Below are 16,547 nucleotides of genomic sequence, written 5' to 3'. Positions count from 1 at the left end.
CTGAATCCTCCTTTTTCACAACCGTTGCTTATAACTGAATAAGCTCCTTTGTAGCATTTGTTAAACGCTCGTATCCGGATTCTGTCACGAGAATATCATCCTCAATTCGGCATCCTCCAACATTCGGTACGTAAATGCCTGGTTCTACGGTAACAACCATTCCTGCTTCAAGTTTAGCTTCATACTTATAGGATAGGCTGGGGCCTTCATGAACTTCCAGGCCAACGCCATGTCCTGTTGAATGGCCAAAATAATCGCCATAGCCTTTTTCTGTAATGTAATCTCGTGTCAACGCATCTGCTTCGACACCAGTGATACCAGGTTTAATTCCTTCCACACCCTTTAATTGTGCAGTAAGTACAGTATCATAAATATTTCTTAATTCATCATTTATTTCACCAACAGCAATTGTGCGGGTTGTATCAGAGCAATATCCTTTATAAAGCGCCCCGTAATCTAATGTCACAAGTTCCCCGCTTTCAATTTTTTTGTCTGATGCAACACCATGCGGCAATGCTGATCTGTAGCCGGAAGCAACGATAATATCGAAGCTTGATGAAGTTGCCCCTTGCTTACGCATAAAAAATTCAAGTTCATTTGATACATCTATCTCTTTTACGCCTGGTTTGATAAAACCTTGGATATGCTCATAAGCATCATCCGCTATTTTCGCAGCATCTTTTAAAATTGAAATTTCATCACTTGTTTTGATTAAGCGGAGCTTTTCAATAATACCGCTTACTGGAACCAATTCTTTATCAATCGTTTTATTGTAAATTTCGTACGTCGCATACGTCAGATCATCTTTTTCAAAACCAACACGGGAAACATTTAATTCATTTAACTGTTTATTAATTTCCTCAACTATGCCTTTTTTATGTTCAACAATTGTAAATCCAACTGCTTGTTCGTTCGCCTGTTCTGTATATCTGAAATCCGTAATAAAGCGTGTGTCAGACATACTGACAATGGCCACACCGGCCGTTCCGGTAAAATTAGTTATGTATCTTCTATTGTAAGGATTTGTAATAATAAGTGCATCTAAATTAGCGGTTGATAACGCTGATCGTAATTTTTCAATTTTCTCCATTTTTCCCATTCCCTTCTATTCTTTATCAATTAATGCTATTGCTGCAAGTTTATAACCCGTAAATCCCAACCCAACAATTTGCCCATAACAAACAGGTGCCAGCAGTGAACGATGACGGAATTCCTCGCGATTGTGCACATTCGATATATGTACCTCAATAACTCTGGTGTCGATTGCCTTAATTGTGTCCCGTAAAGCAATGCTTGTGTGCGTATATGCTGCCGGGTTAAAAATAATGCCCGTATATTTTCCGTTTGCTTCCTGGAGCCTGTCAATCAGTTTTCCTTCATGATTCGATTGAAAACAATCTAGATCATACCCTTTATCCTTCAGAAAGAGTTCCAACGATTTCTCAATATCCGCTAGGGTAAAATCACCATATATATCATTTTCCCGATTGCCCAGCATATTTAGGTTAGGACCATTTACTAGCAGAAGACGCTTCATATGAAATTTACCCCTTTATACCTGGTGATGATTAGACTTTTTTAGTTTATCATAAACGATGGAATATTAATAATGATAAAGAAAAAAACAGCCACAATCGTGCGCTGTTTTTATCCATTATCCAATTGTTTTCCGCGTACAACTGTATCATTATAATCATAGGAAATAGAATATCCAATAAAGGTGCCATATAAAATAAAGAGGCATAGAGTGGAGACAATCGTGTCTTTATTTAACTCAGTCAATGGCGGGATATTTGGAAAAATCGGTTGCAGCAAATAAAATAAAATCCCCCAGAGTACAATGCCAAACACGGCGCCAACCCACATCGAATGCATTTTTTTAAATATCCCATAATATATTAATGCAACAACAATGGAAATCACACCCGTCAGTACAATTGATATGACATCACCTAACCACTCATGTGTCCATTTAGCCTCAAGCCATGACCGCAATATGTAAGATGTTGGTCCAACCTTTGAAAAGTTAAAGTAATACATAATGAGCCCAAGGATACTCGCAATAAGCCCCCCAATAAAGCCCGTTAATAAAGATCTTGCCAGCAATGAACGGGATTCTTCCCGATTATTTTGTTCCAGTTTCTCTCTTTTTGCCATATCCTACACCTCCATCAATAGTATGACCCATTTCCGTTAAACCTATCATGTGTATTAGTAGAAATTTGATAAAAATGAATGTTCATAGCTAGTGAAAGGAGAAAGTTTCTAGTAAAATAAGGTTATGGAAGTATTTAGGAAAAGTGTATTCTTTTCTTTTAAATAAAAGATAATAGTTCCTGAATAATTTGAGCGAAAAGGGAAAGAATCTAGAGTAGTTGCTCCATATTTTACAACTTTTGTAGAAAATGATGCTATAAAACCGGTTAGAAGTGGTATATGAGTACTAATAGAAAATAAATTCGCCCGTTAAAATTGAGAGGAGGACAAATGATGTTTCGTAATAAATTTTCTGTATTTCTCTATGTGATTCTGGGCCTTGCTGCTATAGGGTTAGTAACACAATTATTTACCAATACGGTAAATTTTTTAACAAACATAATGATCATGCTTGGAATTGGTGTAGCTATTTTTGCGGTAATCTATGTTTTCTTTTTCAGGAGAAGGGCAACCTCCAATGATATGAAGAAATATAAAAGTGCGGTTAAACAGTCGAAATCAAAATATGCCAATAAAACTTTTAGTTCAATTCCCGGAAACAAGAAAAAACCGGCTTCCCTCATAAAGAGGAAATCCAGTAAACGTGCAACACATCTTCGGGTAATTGATGGCAATAAGCATAAACGAAAAAAACGAGCTACTTACTGAGCTCGTTTTTCTTATTGTTATAAACGATTATGGCCAGCTTGTTAAGAAAACATCAGCACTCTCTTTCCCCAATTCGATTAGTTGCTTTTTCACTTTATCTTCAATTCGAAAATTTGTTGTGTCCACTCGTTTTATCGGGATAAAAATCGTATTTTTTTGATGAGAAGTAGATATATATCTTATGTCATGTGCCTGTTTCATTGTTTTGAAAAGTGCTTGTGACAGATCCACGACATTCTTTATTTTTTTTGGATCCGTATTTTCAATATCATCACTCAGTTTAATCCCTAAAACGGGTCGTAAATTTCGTTCATTTGGCTTATCAAAAACCCATAATGGGTAATTGCTTAATAAGCCGCCATCAACGATAACACTTCTTCTTGATGTTTTACCTGATATTTTCTTGGGCATAAAAAAATATGGATAACCCGCACTCATTCTTATCGCCTTTGCTATTAGGAAATGATTCGGATCAAGCCCATATACACGTTCTAAATCGTCTGGAATAACAACTAATTTCCCTAAAGAAAGATCACTTACAACTATTTTTAAATAACCTGGTTTTAAATCACGAAACGTGTACACATTCCTTTCAGCCAGACAATTGTACAACCATTCTTCCAGACAATCCCCCTTATAGATCCCCATTTTAAAATATAAATAAAACCATTTACTTAATGGGAGTAACTTGCTGATTAAAGGGGGATCAAGAAACTCACGCAGATCTAATTTCTTCATCATTTCATCTAATTCGCCTGGTGAATAACCAACAGCAAGTAAACCAGCTATAATGGACCCCGCGGATGTTCCCGCAACTCGTTCCAATTCGAGATTATGAGCCTTCATACTTTCTAAGGCACCCAAAAATGCAAAAGACTTCACCCCACCACCTGAAAACACTACGTCTATTTTCATTGGTCAACTCCTTATGATGTCTTGTTACATATTTAAGCAAAAAAATAGTGAATTAGAACGGTGGACAAATACATTTTTAATTTTCGTTGTCCATTTTTCTTAAATCTTCAATCCTGGTTTTGTCCGCATTGAAATAACTTACCAATCCACCGATTCGATCAATTGAATTCCAGCTTAAATGATGTTCAATTCCTTCAACATCGTCATAAATCTTATCGTTATCAACACCAATTATCGTAAGGAACTGTTCTAAGAGTTCGTGACGGAAAACAAGCCTCTCTCCAATTTTTTTGCCTTTCGAAGTGAGGATAAATCCGCGATATTTCTCATAATTCACATACTCATCTTTGTCCAGCTTTTGGATCATCTTTGTCACGGATGAAGGGTGTACCATCAACTGTTCAGCAATATCCGAAACTCGTGCATATCCCTTTGATTCCATTAAAATATAAATTTGTTCGATGTAATCTTCCATACTTGGTGTTGGCATATGATCCCTCTTTCAGTGAATAATTTTTTAGTCAGCGCAACTTTGTTTCTATAAAAAGCATACATCAACAGCCAATAGCAGACAAGTGATAGTAAAAAAAGGAACTAACCAGCATTGCTGGAAAGTTCCTTTCTTTTACCTTTTTGTTTACAATTGCTCAGATATCGTTTTTGCTTGTAAAAAATTTTGCAGATAATCCGGACCGCCGGCTTTTGCATCTGTACCTGACATTTTAAATCCTCCGAACGGGTGGTATCCCACAATTGCTGCCGTACAGCCCCGGTTAAAATACAGATTTCCTACATCAAATTCTGTACGGGCACGGTTTAGATGTTCTCTGTTATTTGAAATAACTGCACCTGTTAGACCATAATCAGTATTATTGGCTATGTCTAGCATTTCATCAAAATCCTTTGCTTTCGTAAAACCAACAACAGGACCGAAAATTTCTTCCTGCATAATTCTTGCCTCTGGATCAAGTCCTGCAAAAATAGTCGGCTGAATGAAATAACCATTTGTATCGTCAATTTCTCCACCTATTTTTAACTTGCCTTCTTTTTGGCCAATTTCAATATAGTCCCTGATTTTGTCAAATTGCTTTTGGTTGATGACAGGTCCCATATACGTATCATTTACCGGGTTGCCGACGGATAATTTTTTCGTAAACTCAATTGATTTTTCTAACACTTCATCATAAACATCCTGATGAATTACTGCCCGTGAGCAAGCTGAACATTTTTGACCCTGGAAACCAAATGCGGAGTTAACGATAGCATCTGCAGCAAGATCAAGATCAGCATTCTTGTCAACGATAATCGTGTCTTTTCCGCCCATTTCTACGACCACATGTTTGAGGTGTTTTTGTCCTTCTTGTACCTTAGCAGCTTTTTCATAAATCCGTGTACCTGTTGCACGTGAACCTGTAAAATTAACGAATTTCGTCGTGGGATGGTCAACGAGGTAATCACCAATTTCACTAGGATCACCTGGTACAAAGTTCAGTACACCGTCTGGCAGGCCAGCTTCCTCAAGAACTTCAACAAGCTTTGCGGCAACGACAGGTGTATCTTCTGCCGGTTTTTGCAATACTGTGTTACCTGTTACAAGTGGTGCCACGGTCGTTCCACACATAATTGCAAAGGCAAAGTTCCAAGGTGGAATGGTAACACCGACACCTGTTGGCTGATAGACGTATTCATTATTTTCACCTGGCCTGTCGTTTACTGGCTTACCCTGCGCAAGCTCAATCATGTGACGGCCGTAATATTCCATAAAGTCGATTCCCTCAGCTGTATCTGCATCTGCTTGTCCCCAAGGTTTACCTGCTTCATAGACCATCGTCGCGGAAAATTCATGTTTGCGACGTCGAACTATCGCAGCCGCTCTAAATAGAATTTCTGCCCGGACTTTTGGATCCCATCTGCTCCATGTTTTAAAAGCTTCTTTTGCGGATTGGAACGCCTTTTCGACTAACTCCTGATCCGCTTGTGAGACCACTCCAACCACCTGTTCCTTATTTGAAGGGTTAATCGATTTATTTTTCTTGTCAGTGGTTATCCGTTTTCCACCAATTACGAGATCATACTCTTTGCCAAAGTCACTTTCTACCTGCTTTAGAGCCGCTTCAAAGGCTTTGCGATTTTCTTCATTAGTAAAATCAGTAAATGGTTCGTGTGTATATGGTAATACCAAAAATAACATCCTCCTTGTTTGCGTCTCTAATTGGGATGTTCCCTTTTAGTCAGAGATAAAACATAGCAGAACCAATATGGAAAATGTTGTTACCAGAAAAAGATGTTACTTCGCACCCAAAAAGGACCCGAATTCGTAAAAGAATTCAGGTCCTTCGTCTCTATTCATCTTACAAACCACATTTTAATTGTGCACCACAGTTTGTGCATGTATTACATCCACCCATGTCCTCTACACTGCCTTTTCGGCATACAGGACAGGTATCTCCTACCTCGGAGCCAATGGTAACATTCGTTTTGTCCAACTCATGGACGGTATCGACCAATACTACTTTTGGTTTCGTTGGTGTGACAACTGTATTGGTACTATTATCACTAAATGTATTTTCTTCTGCCTTTAGTGTTAGCACCTGAGAGTCACGGCTTCCATCAACGTAAACCGTTCCGCCTTTCGCCCCACCATTGTACAACCTGCGATACACATTTTCCACTTGGTTGACCGTATATCCTTTCGGAGCGTTTACCGTTTTTGAAATGGAACTATCTACCCAGCGCTGGATTACACATTGTGTATCGGCATGGGCTTCCGGTGCCAATTCCATTGCTGTAATAAACCAATGTGGTAAGTTATCTGGATCTTGTCCAGGGTTATTTTCCAGATACTTTTCAACGATATCTGCTTTCACTTCGATAAATTTACCAAGTCTGCCACTTCTATAATAAGTGAATGAGAAGTAAGGCTCTAATCCTGTACTAACGCCGACCATTGTCCCGGTTGACCCAGTAGGTGCAACAGTTAAGAGGTGAGAGTTACGAATTCCATACTTAAGAATATCTTCCCTTATATCTTCTGGCATTCCCTTCATGTAACCTGTGCTAATAAATGCTTTTCTTAATGATAATGTTTCTGTATCAGATTCCCCAATAAGAAACGGAAAGCTTCCTTTTTCTTTAGCTAATTCTATCGATGTACGATAAGCGGTTGTTGAAATGGTCTCAAAAATCTGATCCACTAACTCATTTCCTGCAGCCGAACCATACTCAGTTTCACAATAGATTAACAAATCATGCAGCCCCATCACACCTAGACCGACACGACGTTCCCCTAATGCCTGTTTCTTATTTTCTGCTAAGAAATATGGTGTAGCATCAATCACATTATCCTGCATCCTTACACCGGTACGTACTGTTTGTTTCAACTTTTCAAAGTTAATTGATTTAGTTTGACGATTAGCCATCTCCGACAAGTTTACTGCTGCTAAATTACAGACAGAATATGGTGCTAGCGGTTGTTCACCACACGGATTTGTTGCCACTACCTGATCTCCATATGCTTTTGCATTTGTTTTCTCATTTGCATTATCGATGAAGAAAATTCCAGGCTCCGCTGAATATGTCGCACATACATTAATGAGGTTCCATAGTTCTTTTGCTTTAATACGGCGGTATACACGTACGCCATATCCCATTTCTTCCCATTTACGCACATCTCCGACTTCATGCCAATTCTCGTTGTATTCTTTCATTTGCTGTTCAGTGTAATTCTCAACATCAGGAAAACGCAGTGCATACATCTCATCATTGTCAATGGCCGCCATCAATTCTTTGGTTAAACAAATGGAGATGTTGGCACCGGTCAGAAATTCCGAATTATGCACAGAATACGTTCCGCCAGTATTTGATTTTTCTTTTGCCTCTTTTATAGCATCGTTTGTAAATCCACCAAGTCCAGGAATGCTTTGATAGTTTACAATTCCCTGGTAGAGATCTTTTTCCGTTTCGGTTAACGGGGTGAATTTCAGTTTCTCTTGTGCAAGTTGTTTAATTTGTTCATCTTCCGTGTTCTCGATTAAGTAACGTAGAATTCTTGGATTCTGCATTTTTGAAATAATAAATTCGATAATGTCAGGGTGAGAATCTACTAACATTATCATTTGAGCACCACGCCTTGATCCGCCTTGCTCAACTAAATGTGTGAGTTTCGCAATGTCATCTAACCAGGAAACCGATCCGGATGACTTTCCGTTAACGCCTCTTGCTAATGTATTTCGCGGTCGTAGAGTCGATCCATTCGTCCCTACTCCACCGCCTCGTGACATGATTTCCATCACTTGTTTTCGATGATCTGAGATACCCTCGCGTGAATCCTTTATATATGGCATCACGTAACAGTTAAAGTACGTTACGTCTGTTTCAGCTCCGGCACCATATAATACTCGTCCGGCAGGAATAAAATTTAAATTGGCTAGTTCATGATTAAATTTATCAAACCATTCCTGCTGTTTTTCCTGTGTTTGCTCTACATTTGATAAGCCTGTTGCATTACGTCTGGCGATTTGTTCATAATAAATTTCAAGTGGCTTATCAATTACATCGAGTGGTCGTTTCACAACCCCTGTTTTCGCTTCCGCTTCATTATCCAATACGGAGACAAACTCCTGATCCACTTGAATATCAGCAAACTTTTCTTCCCAATTAATTGACTTCACAAATCCCAAGCCGCGTGCAGGAAACTTTGGATCTGCCTTTACGGTTAATACCACAAAATCTCCATCTTTTAATGTTTTTTTCTCTGTATCCTTAAAAGCATATCGATCCAGCATTACCAGCCGCGATACACCTTTATGGGTTAATTTCATATCATCGGTTATTGGATGCACCTGTTGAAATGATTCAATATCTTTGTTTAACTGGATAACGTCAATCGTTTTGCTCTCTTCAACAGCAATCGACAATGTCATCACTCCCTCTATATAATTTCTATCTCTTACTTTATCATTCCTGTTTAAAAATAACAATATATAGTAACGCGTTTTATAAAAAATACTATATCTTGTGATTAGAACGAATAACTTGTAAAATGTCAATTGTTGAAAACAAGCGAAAAACGATTAATTCGGACGAAAAAGAAAGATATATAGCATAGAAAAAACCAATACAGTCTTTTTTCAGAGTTGCAATCCGCTAATACGCCAGTTTTATTGATATAAACAACTTTAATCTATTTTACAGTCCACATCTGACAAAATTCTGTAACAGAAATACTTTGAAAAATAGTGGTAATCACAATATAATAGAGAAAGTAGGAAAAGAGAAAAATTGGGGGATATAAAATGGACTTACAAATGATACTATTAATTGCGATAATAGTGGCACTTATCGTTTATATCACATTACGATATTTAAACCAGCGAAAATATTTAAAAACGCTGACTGAAGATCAATTCAGAGAAGGATATCGAAAAGCACAATTAATAGATGTAAGAGAACCACAAGAATTTAAAAAAGGCCATATTCTTGGAGCACGAAACATACCAGTTACACAAATGAAGCAGCGTCTTGTTGAGATCAGAAAAGATAAGCCGGTTTATCTGTATTGTCAAAGTGGCAGCAGATCTGCAAGAGCGGCACAAATGCTTCATAAGCGAGGCTATTTGGATTTGAATCAGCTAAAAGGCGGATTTAAACGTTGGACAGGTAAGGTTAAATCATAATACGTGTAAAAGGGAGTTGAAACATCATGTTTCAACTCCCTTTTTTTCTCTTATTACTTATAATATCGTAAAATCGGCTTTCTTGCAGCAGTTGTTTCATCCATCCGTTTCACAATAGTTGTGTATGGAGCCTCTTGTACCTTCTCTGGATCGTTTTTAGCCTCCTCTGATATCTCTATCATCGTATCGATAAACCCATCCAGTGTCTCTTTAGACTCCGTTTCTGTTGGTTCCACCATTAATGCTTCCTCAACATTTAATGGGAAATAGATTGTTGGCGGATGGTATCCATAATCAAGTAAGCGCTTCGCAACATCCAATGTTCGGACACCCAGTTTTTTCTGTTTTTTTCCAGAAAGAACAAACTCATGCTTGCAATGCTGTGGATAAGGAAGGATAAACTCCTGTTCTAATTTCCGCATCATATAATTAGCATTTAACACAGCATATTCACTAACCTTCCTAAGACCTTCTGCACCCATTGTCCGGATATACGTATATGCCCTTAAGTTAATTCCGAAGTTACCATAATATGGTTTAACCCGCCCGATTGAATTTGGACGTTCATACTCAAATTCATAGCCATTTTCACCTTTTATTAAAAGTGGTTTGGGAAGGTATGGCTCAATTTCTTTTGAAACACCAACAGGTCCCGATCCAGGGCCGCCGCCACCGTGAGGGCCAGTAAATGTTTTATGCAAATTAAGGTGTACAACATCAAATCCCATATCACCTGGGCGTGTATACCCCATAATTGCGTTCAGATTTGCACCATCATAATACAATTTCCCACCGGCTTCGTGAACAATTTTTGCCATCTCAAGGATTTCTGTTTCAAATAAACCAAGCGTATTTGGGTTAGTCAGCATCAACGCAGCAGTATCTTTACCAACGACCCGTTTTAGATCCTCAAGATCTACCAATCCTTTTTCATTTGATTTAACTGTAACTGCATCAAACCCGGCGACTGTTGCAGATGCTGGATTGGTTCCATGAGCTGAGTCAGGAACAATCACTTTCGTACGTTCAGTATCTCCGTTGGCTTCATGAAAAGCACGGATCATCATTAATCCAGTCCACTCACCCTGAGCCCCAGCTGCCGGCTGCAAAGAAACTTCATGCATACCGGTTATTTCTTTTAATGATGTTTGTAAATCATACAACATTTCTAAGGCACCCTGAACCGTTTTAGGATCCTGATATGGATGAATGTGGCTGAATCCATTGAGCCTGGCAACATCCTCATTTATTTTTGGATTATACTTCATTGTACAAGAACCAAGTGGATAGAAACCGGAGTCCACGCCATAGTTCCGTCTGGACAGTCCTGTATAATGTCGCATTATTTCCAGTTCACTTACTTCTGGTAAATCCGGTGCTTCTCGTCGAACATATGCGTCTTCTAATCCTTCATTAAGATCAAATTCCGGGACATCTGATTCTGGTAAACTATAGCTAGTTCTGCCTTCTTTGCTGCGTTCAAATATTATTGGAAAGTTTTCGTTAGCCATGTATATCCCCCAGTTCTTTAACAAAAGCATCAATTTCAGCCTTTGAACGTATTTCCGTTACCGCAATTAACATATGGCCATTAAGCTCTGGATACGCCCGTTCCAAATCGTATCCGCCGATAATTCCTTTTTGGAGTAGTTTTTCATTAATATCCGTAATTGAACCATCGAGCTTCACAACAAGTTCATTAAAGAACGGTCCCTCCGTAGTCACAGCAAATCCGGCCTCTTTCAATTGTTGTTTTGCGTAACGGGCCTTTTGCATGTTCAACTTAGCCATTTTTTTAATACCGTGTTTCCCAATCGAACTCATTGCCACTGAACTAGCTAACGCGTTTAACGCTTGATTGGAACAAATATTAGATGTTGCTTTATCACGTCTAATATGCTGCTCACGGGCCTGTAACGTTAATACAAATCCACGTAAGCCATCTTCGTCTTTTGTCTGACCTACCAAACGTCCAGGAACCTTACGCATTAACTTTGCAGTAGTGGCAAAATAACCGCAATGTGGCCCGCCAAATTGAGCGGGTATACCAAACACCTGTGTATCGCCAACAACTATATCTGCACCAAATTGACCCGGCGGAGTCAAATATCCAAGTGCAAGCGGATTACTAGATGTAATCAGCATGGTTTTCTTTTGCTGATTTACCAGTTCGTTAATTTCCTGTAATGGTTCAATTTGCCCAAAAAAGTTTGGATATTGCACCACTACACTTGCAGTATCTTCATCAATTTCGCTTGCTAATTGATCTAAATCCGTTAAACCATTTTTGTGATCAATCTCGACAATTTCAAGATGAGGACCTTTCGCATATGAATCAATAACTGCTCGGGATTCTGGATGAACAGCCTTTGAAACCAGAATTTTTTTCTTCTTTGTGGTTGCTGCACTTAAGTTAACAGCTTCTGCCAGTGCTGTTCCTCCGTCATACATGGATGAATTTGCAACTGCCATCCCTGTCAACTCGCAGATCATCGTTTGAAATTCAAAAATCGCCTGCAATTCTCCTTGTGAAATTTCCGGTTGATATGGAGTGTAAGCTGTATAAAACTCTGACCTTGATATAACATGGTCTACAACGGAGGGAATATAATGGTCATAAACACCCGCTCCGAGAAATGAGCTATATTCCACTGAATCGGCATTTATACTGGCCATTTTCGTCAATTCTCTTTTTAATTCAACTTCACTTGTAGGTTCCTTCAAATTGAGCTCTTTATTAAAACGAACTTGTTTAGGTATATCTGAAAATAATTCCTCCGTAGATTCAACCCCAATTGTTTCGAGCATTTTTTGCTTATCTGCTTCAGTCATTGGTAAATAACGAAATTCCATTTCATTCCCTCCCTATTTTGAGCGCTTGTAAAATGGTGTCTTAACCACTTTTGCTTTTAATTTACGTTTGCGAACCTGCACCATAATTTCTGTGCCTTCTTTTGCAAAATGACTGTTAATTAACACCAAGCCGACATTTTTATTCAATGTTGGTGATTGAGTGCCGGATGTAACAAATCCAATTTCATTTTCCCCTTTAAATACAATGTAGTCATGACGCGGAATTCCTTTGTCTATCATTTCAATTCCGACAAGTTTCCGGTCAGCGCCATTTTCCACTTGTTCTTTAAGAGCACTTTTTCCGATGAAATCAGCTTCCTTATTAACCTTAACAGCAAAGCCAAGACCCGCTTCAATAGGTGTGATATCTTTGGAAAGCTCTTGTCCATATAATGCCAAATTAGCCTCAAAACGCAGCGTATCACGTGCTCCAAGTCCAATAGGTTCGATACCTTCTTCTTTTCCTGCTTCTAAAAGCAAATTCCAAAGATCGACCCCGCATTTTGCATCTATATATATTTCAAACCCATCTTCACCCGTGTACCCTGTTCTAGAAACAATTGCACCGGCATCGATATTTGTGAAATATACTGGATTTTCAAAACGGAAAAATTTGATTTCACTTAAATTTGCTTTCGTCACCGATTGTAAAATAGCTTCCGCCTTCGGTCCTTGTAATGCAAGTTGTACATAGTCCTTTGAAACGTTCGTAATTGTTACAGCATCTTGATTCTGTGTTTGTAACCATTCGAAGTCCTTTTCTGTATTTGCGGCATTGACCACTAATAGATACCTGTTCTCGTCTAGCATGTAGACAATTAAATCATCAACCGTGCCGCCATTCTCATAACACATAATTGTATATTGAGCGCGGTTAGGTGTTAATTTAGAAATATCGTTAGTCAATACCCGCTGTAAGAAATCTAGACTTTGTGCTCCTTCAACTGTAATTTCACCCATGTGCGAGACATCAAATAAACCTGCTTTTGTTCGTGTTACTTCATGTTCATGTTTAATTCCGGAAAACTGTACTGGTAAATCCCAGCCACCAAAATCTACAGTTTTAGCTCCAGACTCCTGATACACCGGATAAAGTGGTGTCCGTTTTAACTCACTCATTTGATCCACTCCTTTTTTTTCCATAAAAAAATAGAGATTTCACTGATACCAGGAAATCTCTGTCCTCAAACCAGAAAGTTGCACACTCCACTGGGCGTAATCCAGAAAAATGCTTGCTTCGTTGGTGGTTCACATATCAGTAAACACTCTCCAGAGTTGCGTCCTACAAGAGTCTTTTTGCCTGAGAGATTCACAGTTGTTTGCTCCTTCGGCGTTACTAAAATAAATCGTTAGTAAACTCTCCCCTTGTATTCATTCGCTTTATGAAAAAAGTAATAATTGGGTATACTATGTACCATTACTTGCGAAAAATCTATTTATTTTTTTCCATTATAGCATACAATCACTTGGATGAAATACTAAACTTTTAACTAATTAAATAATATGGCTGTTTTCCAGAAGAATGTTGTTTTAAACCAAAATCCATAAACTGCGACATAACTTTATTTGATTGCTAACACACTGCGAAAAAACACTGCGCTTTCCGTGGGTAGGTGATAAACAACCTAGCCCATATGTCGCAGTTTTTTATCAACTATGGTGGTATTAGCAACAAATTATGTGAAAACAGCCAAATACAATTATTATAAAGGAAGATTATACATGGATTCTATACACATCGAAAAAGATAAAGCGTTTATTAATGATTTACAACATACAATGGAGCAAAATGGCCCCTTCTCGACATGGGATTTATTCCAAATGGCTTATCAGGCCGAACTAACAACAATGACGCCGACTTTCAATGAGTTACGTGCTCTGGAGTATGTGCCCCATGTGAATTTTCTTTCCCATCAGCTTGAATGTGCAAAACAGGTCATTGAGCAAATGAATGGAAGGGCCATACTTGCTGACGAAGTTGGATTGGGGAAAACAATAGAAGCTGGTCTAATTTTGAAGGAATACATGGTTCGGGGATTAATTCAAAAAGTACTGATTCTCGTGCCTGCCTCACTGGTCAATCAGTGGGTGCAGGAATTAAATGAAAAATTTTATATACCGGCTGTCTCATTTCGAAAAAACTATGCATGGGACCAATGTGACATCATCGTCTCATCGATTGATACCGCGAAACGGGATCCGCACCGTGAGCAAATTGCCGATTTAAATTTCGATTTTATTCTGATTGATGAGGCACATAAGTTAAAAAATCATAAAACCCAGAATTACGAATTTGTACGATCCCTAAAGAAAAAATACTGCCTATTACTAACGGCAACACCGGTACAGAATAAACTATCTGATATATTCAACTTGGTTTCGATACTAAAACCCGGCTATTTAGGAAACTACGAGGAATTTCTGCAGCGCTATGGGACAGATCGGAAGAAAATTAAGCAGGACAGCTATTTAAAACAATTGATTCAACACGTAATGGTGCGAAACACCAGAACAAATACAGAATTAAACACGGTTAAACGCCATATTAAAACCATATGGGTTTCGTTTTCTGATGAAGAACGAACGGTTTATGATCAATTACATGGCTTGTCTGCTGAATTGCCTGGATTTACTAAAATAACATTGCAGCGGGAACTTTGTTCATCTAGGGAAGCATGCTATTTATCCATGAAAAAAATGCAAACAAAGTCACCAGATTTACCTGCGTTTGATCCGCTTTTAACAGAAATCGAGCAGCTCCAAGGTCACAGCAAAGCACTAAAGCTCGTTGAGTTACTAAAAGATATTGGCGATGAAAAGGTAATTATTTTCACGGAGTACCGCTCTACCCAGCTCTTTTTGCAATGGACTCTACAGCAACATGGGATAACCTCTGTCCCCTTTCGCGGTGGATTTAAGAAAGGGAAAAAGGATTGGATGAAACAGTTATTTCAAAATCATGCCCAGGTGTTAATCGCTACAGAAGCAGGTGGTGAAGGAATCAATTTGCAATTCTGTCATCACTTAATCAATTATGATTTACCATGGAATCCGATGCGATTGGAACAGCGGATTGGCCGTATTCATCGATATGGTCAGGAAAACGATGTATTTATCTATAATTTGGCAATTAAAGAAACCGTTGAAGAACATATTATGAGTTTGTTATATGAAAAAATTAATTTATTTGAACGTGTGATCGGAAATTTAGATGCAATTCTTGCCGAATTAAATATTAAAGATATGGAAGATGAAATTCAGGCAATTTTTGCTGAATCATCCTCTGACGGCGAAACAAGAATTAAGCTAAATAACCTCACCTCTATTATTGAGAGCACATCAGAATCAACCGACAGTAAGGAGCAGCAATATGGCAATTAAAAACTTAAATTCATTTTTGCATGACTATTTCTCTGCACAACACTGTACCATTTTAAATAATAATGATGGCTTATTGCAGGTAAAGTTGACCGAGGAAATTGATAAGGCGTTAATGAACAGACCATTTTACTGGCACTACATGAAAAAAATGGGGAGAGAAGGTGACACATCTACACTTACATTAATCACAAATCCTGATAAGCGGGAAGAAAAAGGGGATTGGATTCATTTCGGCAGTCCCCGGTTACAACAAATACTGCGGAATCTTGTTGAAAACGAGAAATATACAAAGCTTTTCCAGTCCTCCAGCTCAAGCACAAAGTCAGCTTTGTATCCCTGGCTAGTGATTAATATTAAAATCAGCTATCACGGGAAACAAAATAAAGATGAAATTCTTTCCCTCGGTTTGCATTTAATCAAAGGGTTAATGTATAAAGATATGATGGACTTATTACAAAACGTTACACTGAAACCAACAATTGATGACTATTGCTATACAATTGCCCCCATTATCAGACTGGAAAGTGGATTTGGAAGAATCGTAAATGTTTTGGACAGTTATATCAATAACCAAACACATAATTGGGCTCAGGAATCATTGCAAACACTTGAAGAAGAAGTGGGTCTGATCAAACATTTTTATACAAGCAGCACAGATGAAGAAACAAATGATGACCATATGCAAAGAGAAATTGATGATATGAAGCAGCGTTATTCACCAAAAGTCACCTATAAAGTGGTTAATGGAGGCATTTTCTACCTGAATGATGAATTTTAAAAAGAAATGCAAAAGGGACCCTTTAGAAGCAACGCACAAGCAAAGGACCGTACAACGCATGGCGTTCATAGTGTCCCTTA

14 protein-coding genes and 1 riboswitch are annotated in these 16,547 nt (G+C 38.3%); of the genes, 4 read left to right on the top strand and 10 right to left on the bottom strand.

Going from position 1 to position 16,547, the window contains the following annotated elements; translation table 11 throughout:
• Positions 1–28 precede the first annotated feature (28 nt).
• The 3 genes from CFK37_RS14230 to CFK37_RS14220 form a co-directional block, all read right to left on the bottom strand.
• The gene (locus CFK37_RS14230) at positions 29–1,090 is read right to left on the bottom strand and encodes a M24 family metallopeptidase (RefSeq protein WP_089062482.1); all 1,062 of its coding nucleotides are present in this window, start codon (positions 1,088–1,090) and stop codon (positions 29–31) included.
• 15 nt (positions 1,091–1,105) lie between these two features.
• Positions 1,106–1,537 carry a type II 3-dehydroquinate dehydratase gene (aroQ, locus tag CFK37_RS14225; RefSeq protein WP_089062481.1) on the bottom strand — a complete coding sequence of 144 codons (432 nt, stop codon included), beginning with the start codon at positions 1,535–1,537 and terminating at the stop codon, positions 1,106–1,108.
• Between the two features lie 110 nt (positions 1,538–1,647).
• Entirely contained in the window at positions 1,648–2,157 is a 510-nt protein-coding gene (locus tag CFK37_RS14220) for a YqhR family membrane protein (RefSeq protein ID WP_089062480.1), read from the bottom strand.
• 330 nt (positions 2,158–2,487) lie between these two features.
• Between CFK37_RS14220 and CFK37_RS14215 the strand changes: the two genes are divergently transcribed.
• On the top strand, positions 2,488–2,865 hold the full coding sequence (locus CFK37_RS14215; RefSeq protein ID WP_245837225.1) for an SA1362 family protein: 378 nt from the start codon (positions 2,488–2,490) through the stop codon (positions 2,863–2,865).
• A gap of 27 nt (positions 2,866–2,892) precedes the next feature.
• Here the strand turns inward: CFK37_RS14215 and CFK37_RS14210 are convergent, their stop codons facing one another.
• The 4 genes from CFK37_RS14210 to CFK37_RS14195 form a co-directional block, all read right to left on the bottom strand.
• Positions 2,893–3,780 carry a patatin-like phospholipase family protein gene (locus CFK37_RS14210; protein WP_089062478.1) on the bottom strand — a complete coding sequence of 296 codons (888 nt, stop codon included), beginning with the start codon at positions 3,778–3,780 and terminating at the stop codon, positions 2,893–2,895.
• Positions 3,781–3,856: 76 nt separating this feature from the next.
• A complete protein-coding gene (gene mntR, locus CFK37_RS14205) occupies positions 3,857–4,270 on the bottom strand; it encodes a transcriptional regulator MntR (protein WP_089062477.1) in 414 nt (137 codons plus the stop codon).
• 147 nt (positions 4,271–4,417) lie between these two features.
• Positions 4,418–5,962: an L-glutamate gamma-semialdehyde dehydrogenase gene (pruA, locus tag CFK37_RS14200; protein ID WP_089062476.1), complete on the bottom strand. Its 1,545-nt coding sequence runs from the start codon at positions 5,960–5,962 to the stop codon at positions 4,418–4,420.
• Between the two features lie 169 nt (positions 5,963–6,131).
• Positions 6,132–8,702, bottom strand: coding sequence for a vitamin B12-dependent ribonucleotide reductase (locus tag CFK37_RS14195; RefSeq protein ID WP_425445345.1), 2,571 nt, complete (start codon positions 8,700–8,702; stop codon positions 6,132–6,134).
• 384 nt (positions 8,703–9,086) lie between these two features.
• Here CFK37_RS14195 and CFK37_RS14190 point away from each other — a divergent pair, with 384 nt between their 5' ends.
• Positions 9,087–9,455, top strand: a complete 369-nt coding sequence (locus CFK37_RS14190) for a rhodanese-like domain-containing protein (protein ID WP_089063667.1) — start codon at positions 9,087–9,089, stop codon at positions 9,453–9,455.
• A gap of 53 nt (positions 9,456–9,508) precedes the next feature.
• On the opposite strand, the gene gcvPB is transcribed toward CFK37_RS14190, so the two are convergent.
• Genes gcvPB through gcvT form a run of 3 tightly spaced genes read right to left on the bottom strand, consistent with a single transcriptional unit; the run spans position 9,509 to position 13,427 of the window.
• Positions 9,509–10,966 carry an aminomethyl-transferring glycine dehydrogenase subunit GcvPB gene (gene gcvPB / locus CFK37_RS14185; RefSeq protein WP_089062474.1) on the bottom strand — a complete coding sequence of 486 codons (1,458 nt, stop codon included), beginning with the start codon at positions 10,964–10,966 and terminating at the stop codon, positions 9,509–9,511.
• Entirely contained in the window at positions 10,959–12,308 is a 1,350-nt protein-coding gene (gene gcvPA, locus CFK37_RS14180; RefSeq protein ID WP_089062473.1) for an aminomethyl-transferring glycine dehydrogenase subunit GcvPA, read from the bottom strand. The genes gcvPB and gcvPA overlap by 8 nt, the downstream gene beginning before the upstream one ends.
• Before the next feature lie 12 nt (positions 12,309–12,320).
• Positions 12,321–13,427: a glycine cleavage system aminomethyltransferase GcvT gene (gcvT, locus tag CFK37_RS14175; RefSeq protein WP_089062472.1), complete on the bottom strand. Its 1,107-nt coding sequence runs from the start codon at positions 13,425–13,427 to the stop codon at positions 12,321–12,323.
• Between the two features lie 159 nt (positions 13,428–13,586).
• Positions 13,587–13,683, bottom strand: a riboswitch (glycine riboswitch).
• A 347-nt stretch (positions 13,684–14,030) separates the two neighbouring features.
• On the opposite strand from gcvT, the gene CFK37_RS14170 reads away from it, so the two are divergent.
• On the top strand, positions 14,031–15,689 hold the full coding sequence (locus CFK37_RS14170; RefSeq protein WP_089062471.1) for a DEAD/DEAH box helicase: 1,659 nt from the start codon (positions 14,031–14,033) through the stop codon (positions 15,687–15,689).
• On the top strand, positions 15,679–16,467 hold the full coding sequence (locus CFK37_RS14165) for a YqhG family protein (protein WP_089062470.1): 789 nt from the start codon (positions 15,679–15,681) through the stop codon (positions 16,465–16,467). The genes CFK37_RS14170 and CFK37_RS14165 overlap by 11 nt, the downstream gene beginning before the upstream one ends.
• The last annotated feature ends 80 nt before the right edge of the window (positions 16,468–16,547 follow it).

The sequence above is a fragment of the Virgibacillus phasianinus genome (assembly GCF_002216775.1).
GTDB lineage: Bacteria > Bacillota > Bacilli > Bacillales > Amphibacillaceae > Virgibacillus_F > Virgibacillus_F phasianinus.
Note: the sequence above shows the minus strand (reverse complement) of the source record. Positions and strands in the feature narration are given on the sequence as shown.

Bases quoted from the DNA above. Each gene is read 5' to 3' on its own strand.
- CFK37_RS14230 (WP_089062482.1), bottom strand. From the start codon at position 1,090: ATGGAGAAAATTGAAAAATTACGATCAGCGTTATCAACCGCTAATTTA.
- aroQ (WP_089062481.1), bottom strand. From the start codon at position 1,537: ATGAAGCGTCTTCTGCTAGTAAATGGTCCTAACCTAAATATGCTGGGC.
- CFK37_RS14220 (WP_089062480.1), bottom strand. From the start codon at position 2,157: ATGGCAAAAAGAGAGAAACTGGAACAAAATAATCGGGAAGAATCCCGT.
- CFK37_RS14215 (WP_245837225.1), top strand. From the start codon at position 2,488: ATGATGTTTCGTAATAAATTTTCTGTATTTCTCTATGTGATTCTGGGC.
- CFK37_RS14210 (WP_089062478.1), bottom strand. From the start codon at position 3,780: ATGAAAATAGACGTAGTGTTTTCAGGTGGTGGGGTGAAGTCTTTTGCA.
- mntR (WP_089062477.1), bottom strand. From the start codon at position 4,270: ATGCCAACACCAAGTATGGAAGATTACATCGAACAAATTTATATTTTA.
- CFK37_RS14195 (WP_425445345.1), bottom strand. From the start codon at position 8,702: ATGACATTGTCGATTGCTGTTGAAGAGAGCAAAACGATTGACGTTATC.
- CFK37_RS14190 (WP_089063667.1), top strand. From the start codon at position 9,087: ATGATACTATTAATTGCGATAATAGTGGCACTTATCGTTTATATCACA.
- gcvPB (WP_089062474.1), bottom strand. From the start codon at position 10,966: ATGGCTAACGAAAACTTTCCAATAATATTTGAACGCAGCAAAGAAGGC.
- gcvPA (WP_089062473.1), bottom strand. From the start codon at position 12,308: ATGGAATTTCGTTATTTACCAATGACTGAAGCAGATAAGCAAAAAATG.
- gcvT (WP_089062472.1), bottom strand. From the start codon at position 13,427: ATGAGTGAGTTAAAACGGACACCACTTTATCCGGTGTATCAGGAGTCT.
- CFK37_RS14170 (WP_089062471.1), top strand. From the start codon at position 14,031: ATGGATTCTATACACATCGAAAAAGATAAAGCGTTTATTAATGATTTA.
- CFK37_RS14165 (WP_089062470.1), top strand. From the start codon at position 15,679: ATGGCAATTAAAAACTTAAATTCATTTTTGCATGACTATTTCTCTGCA.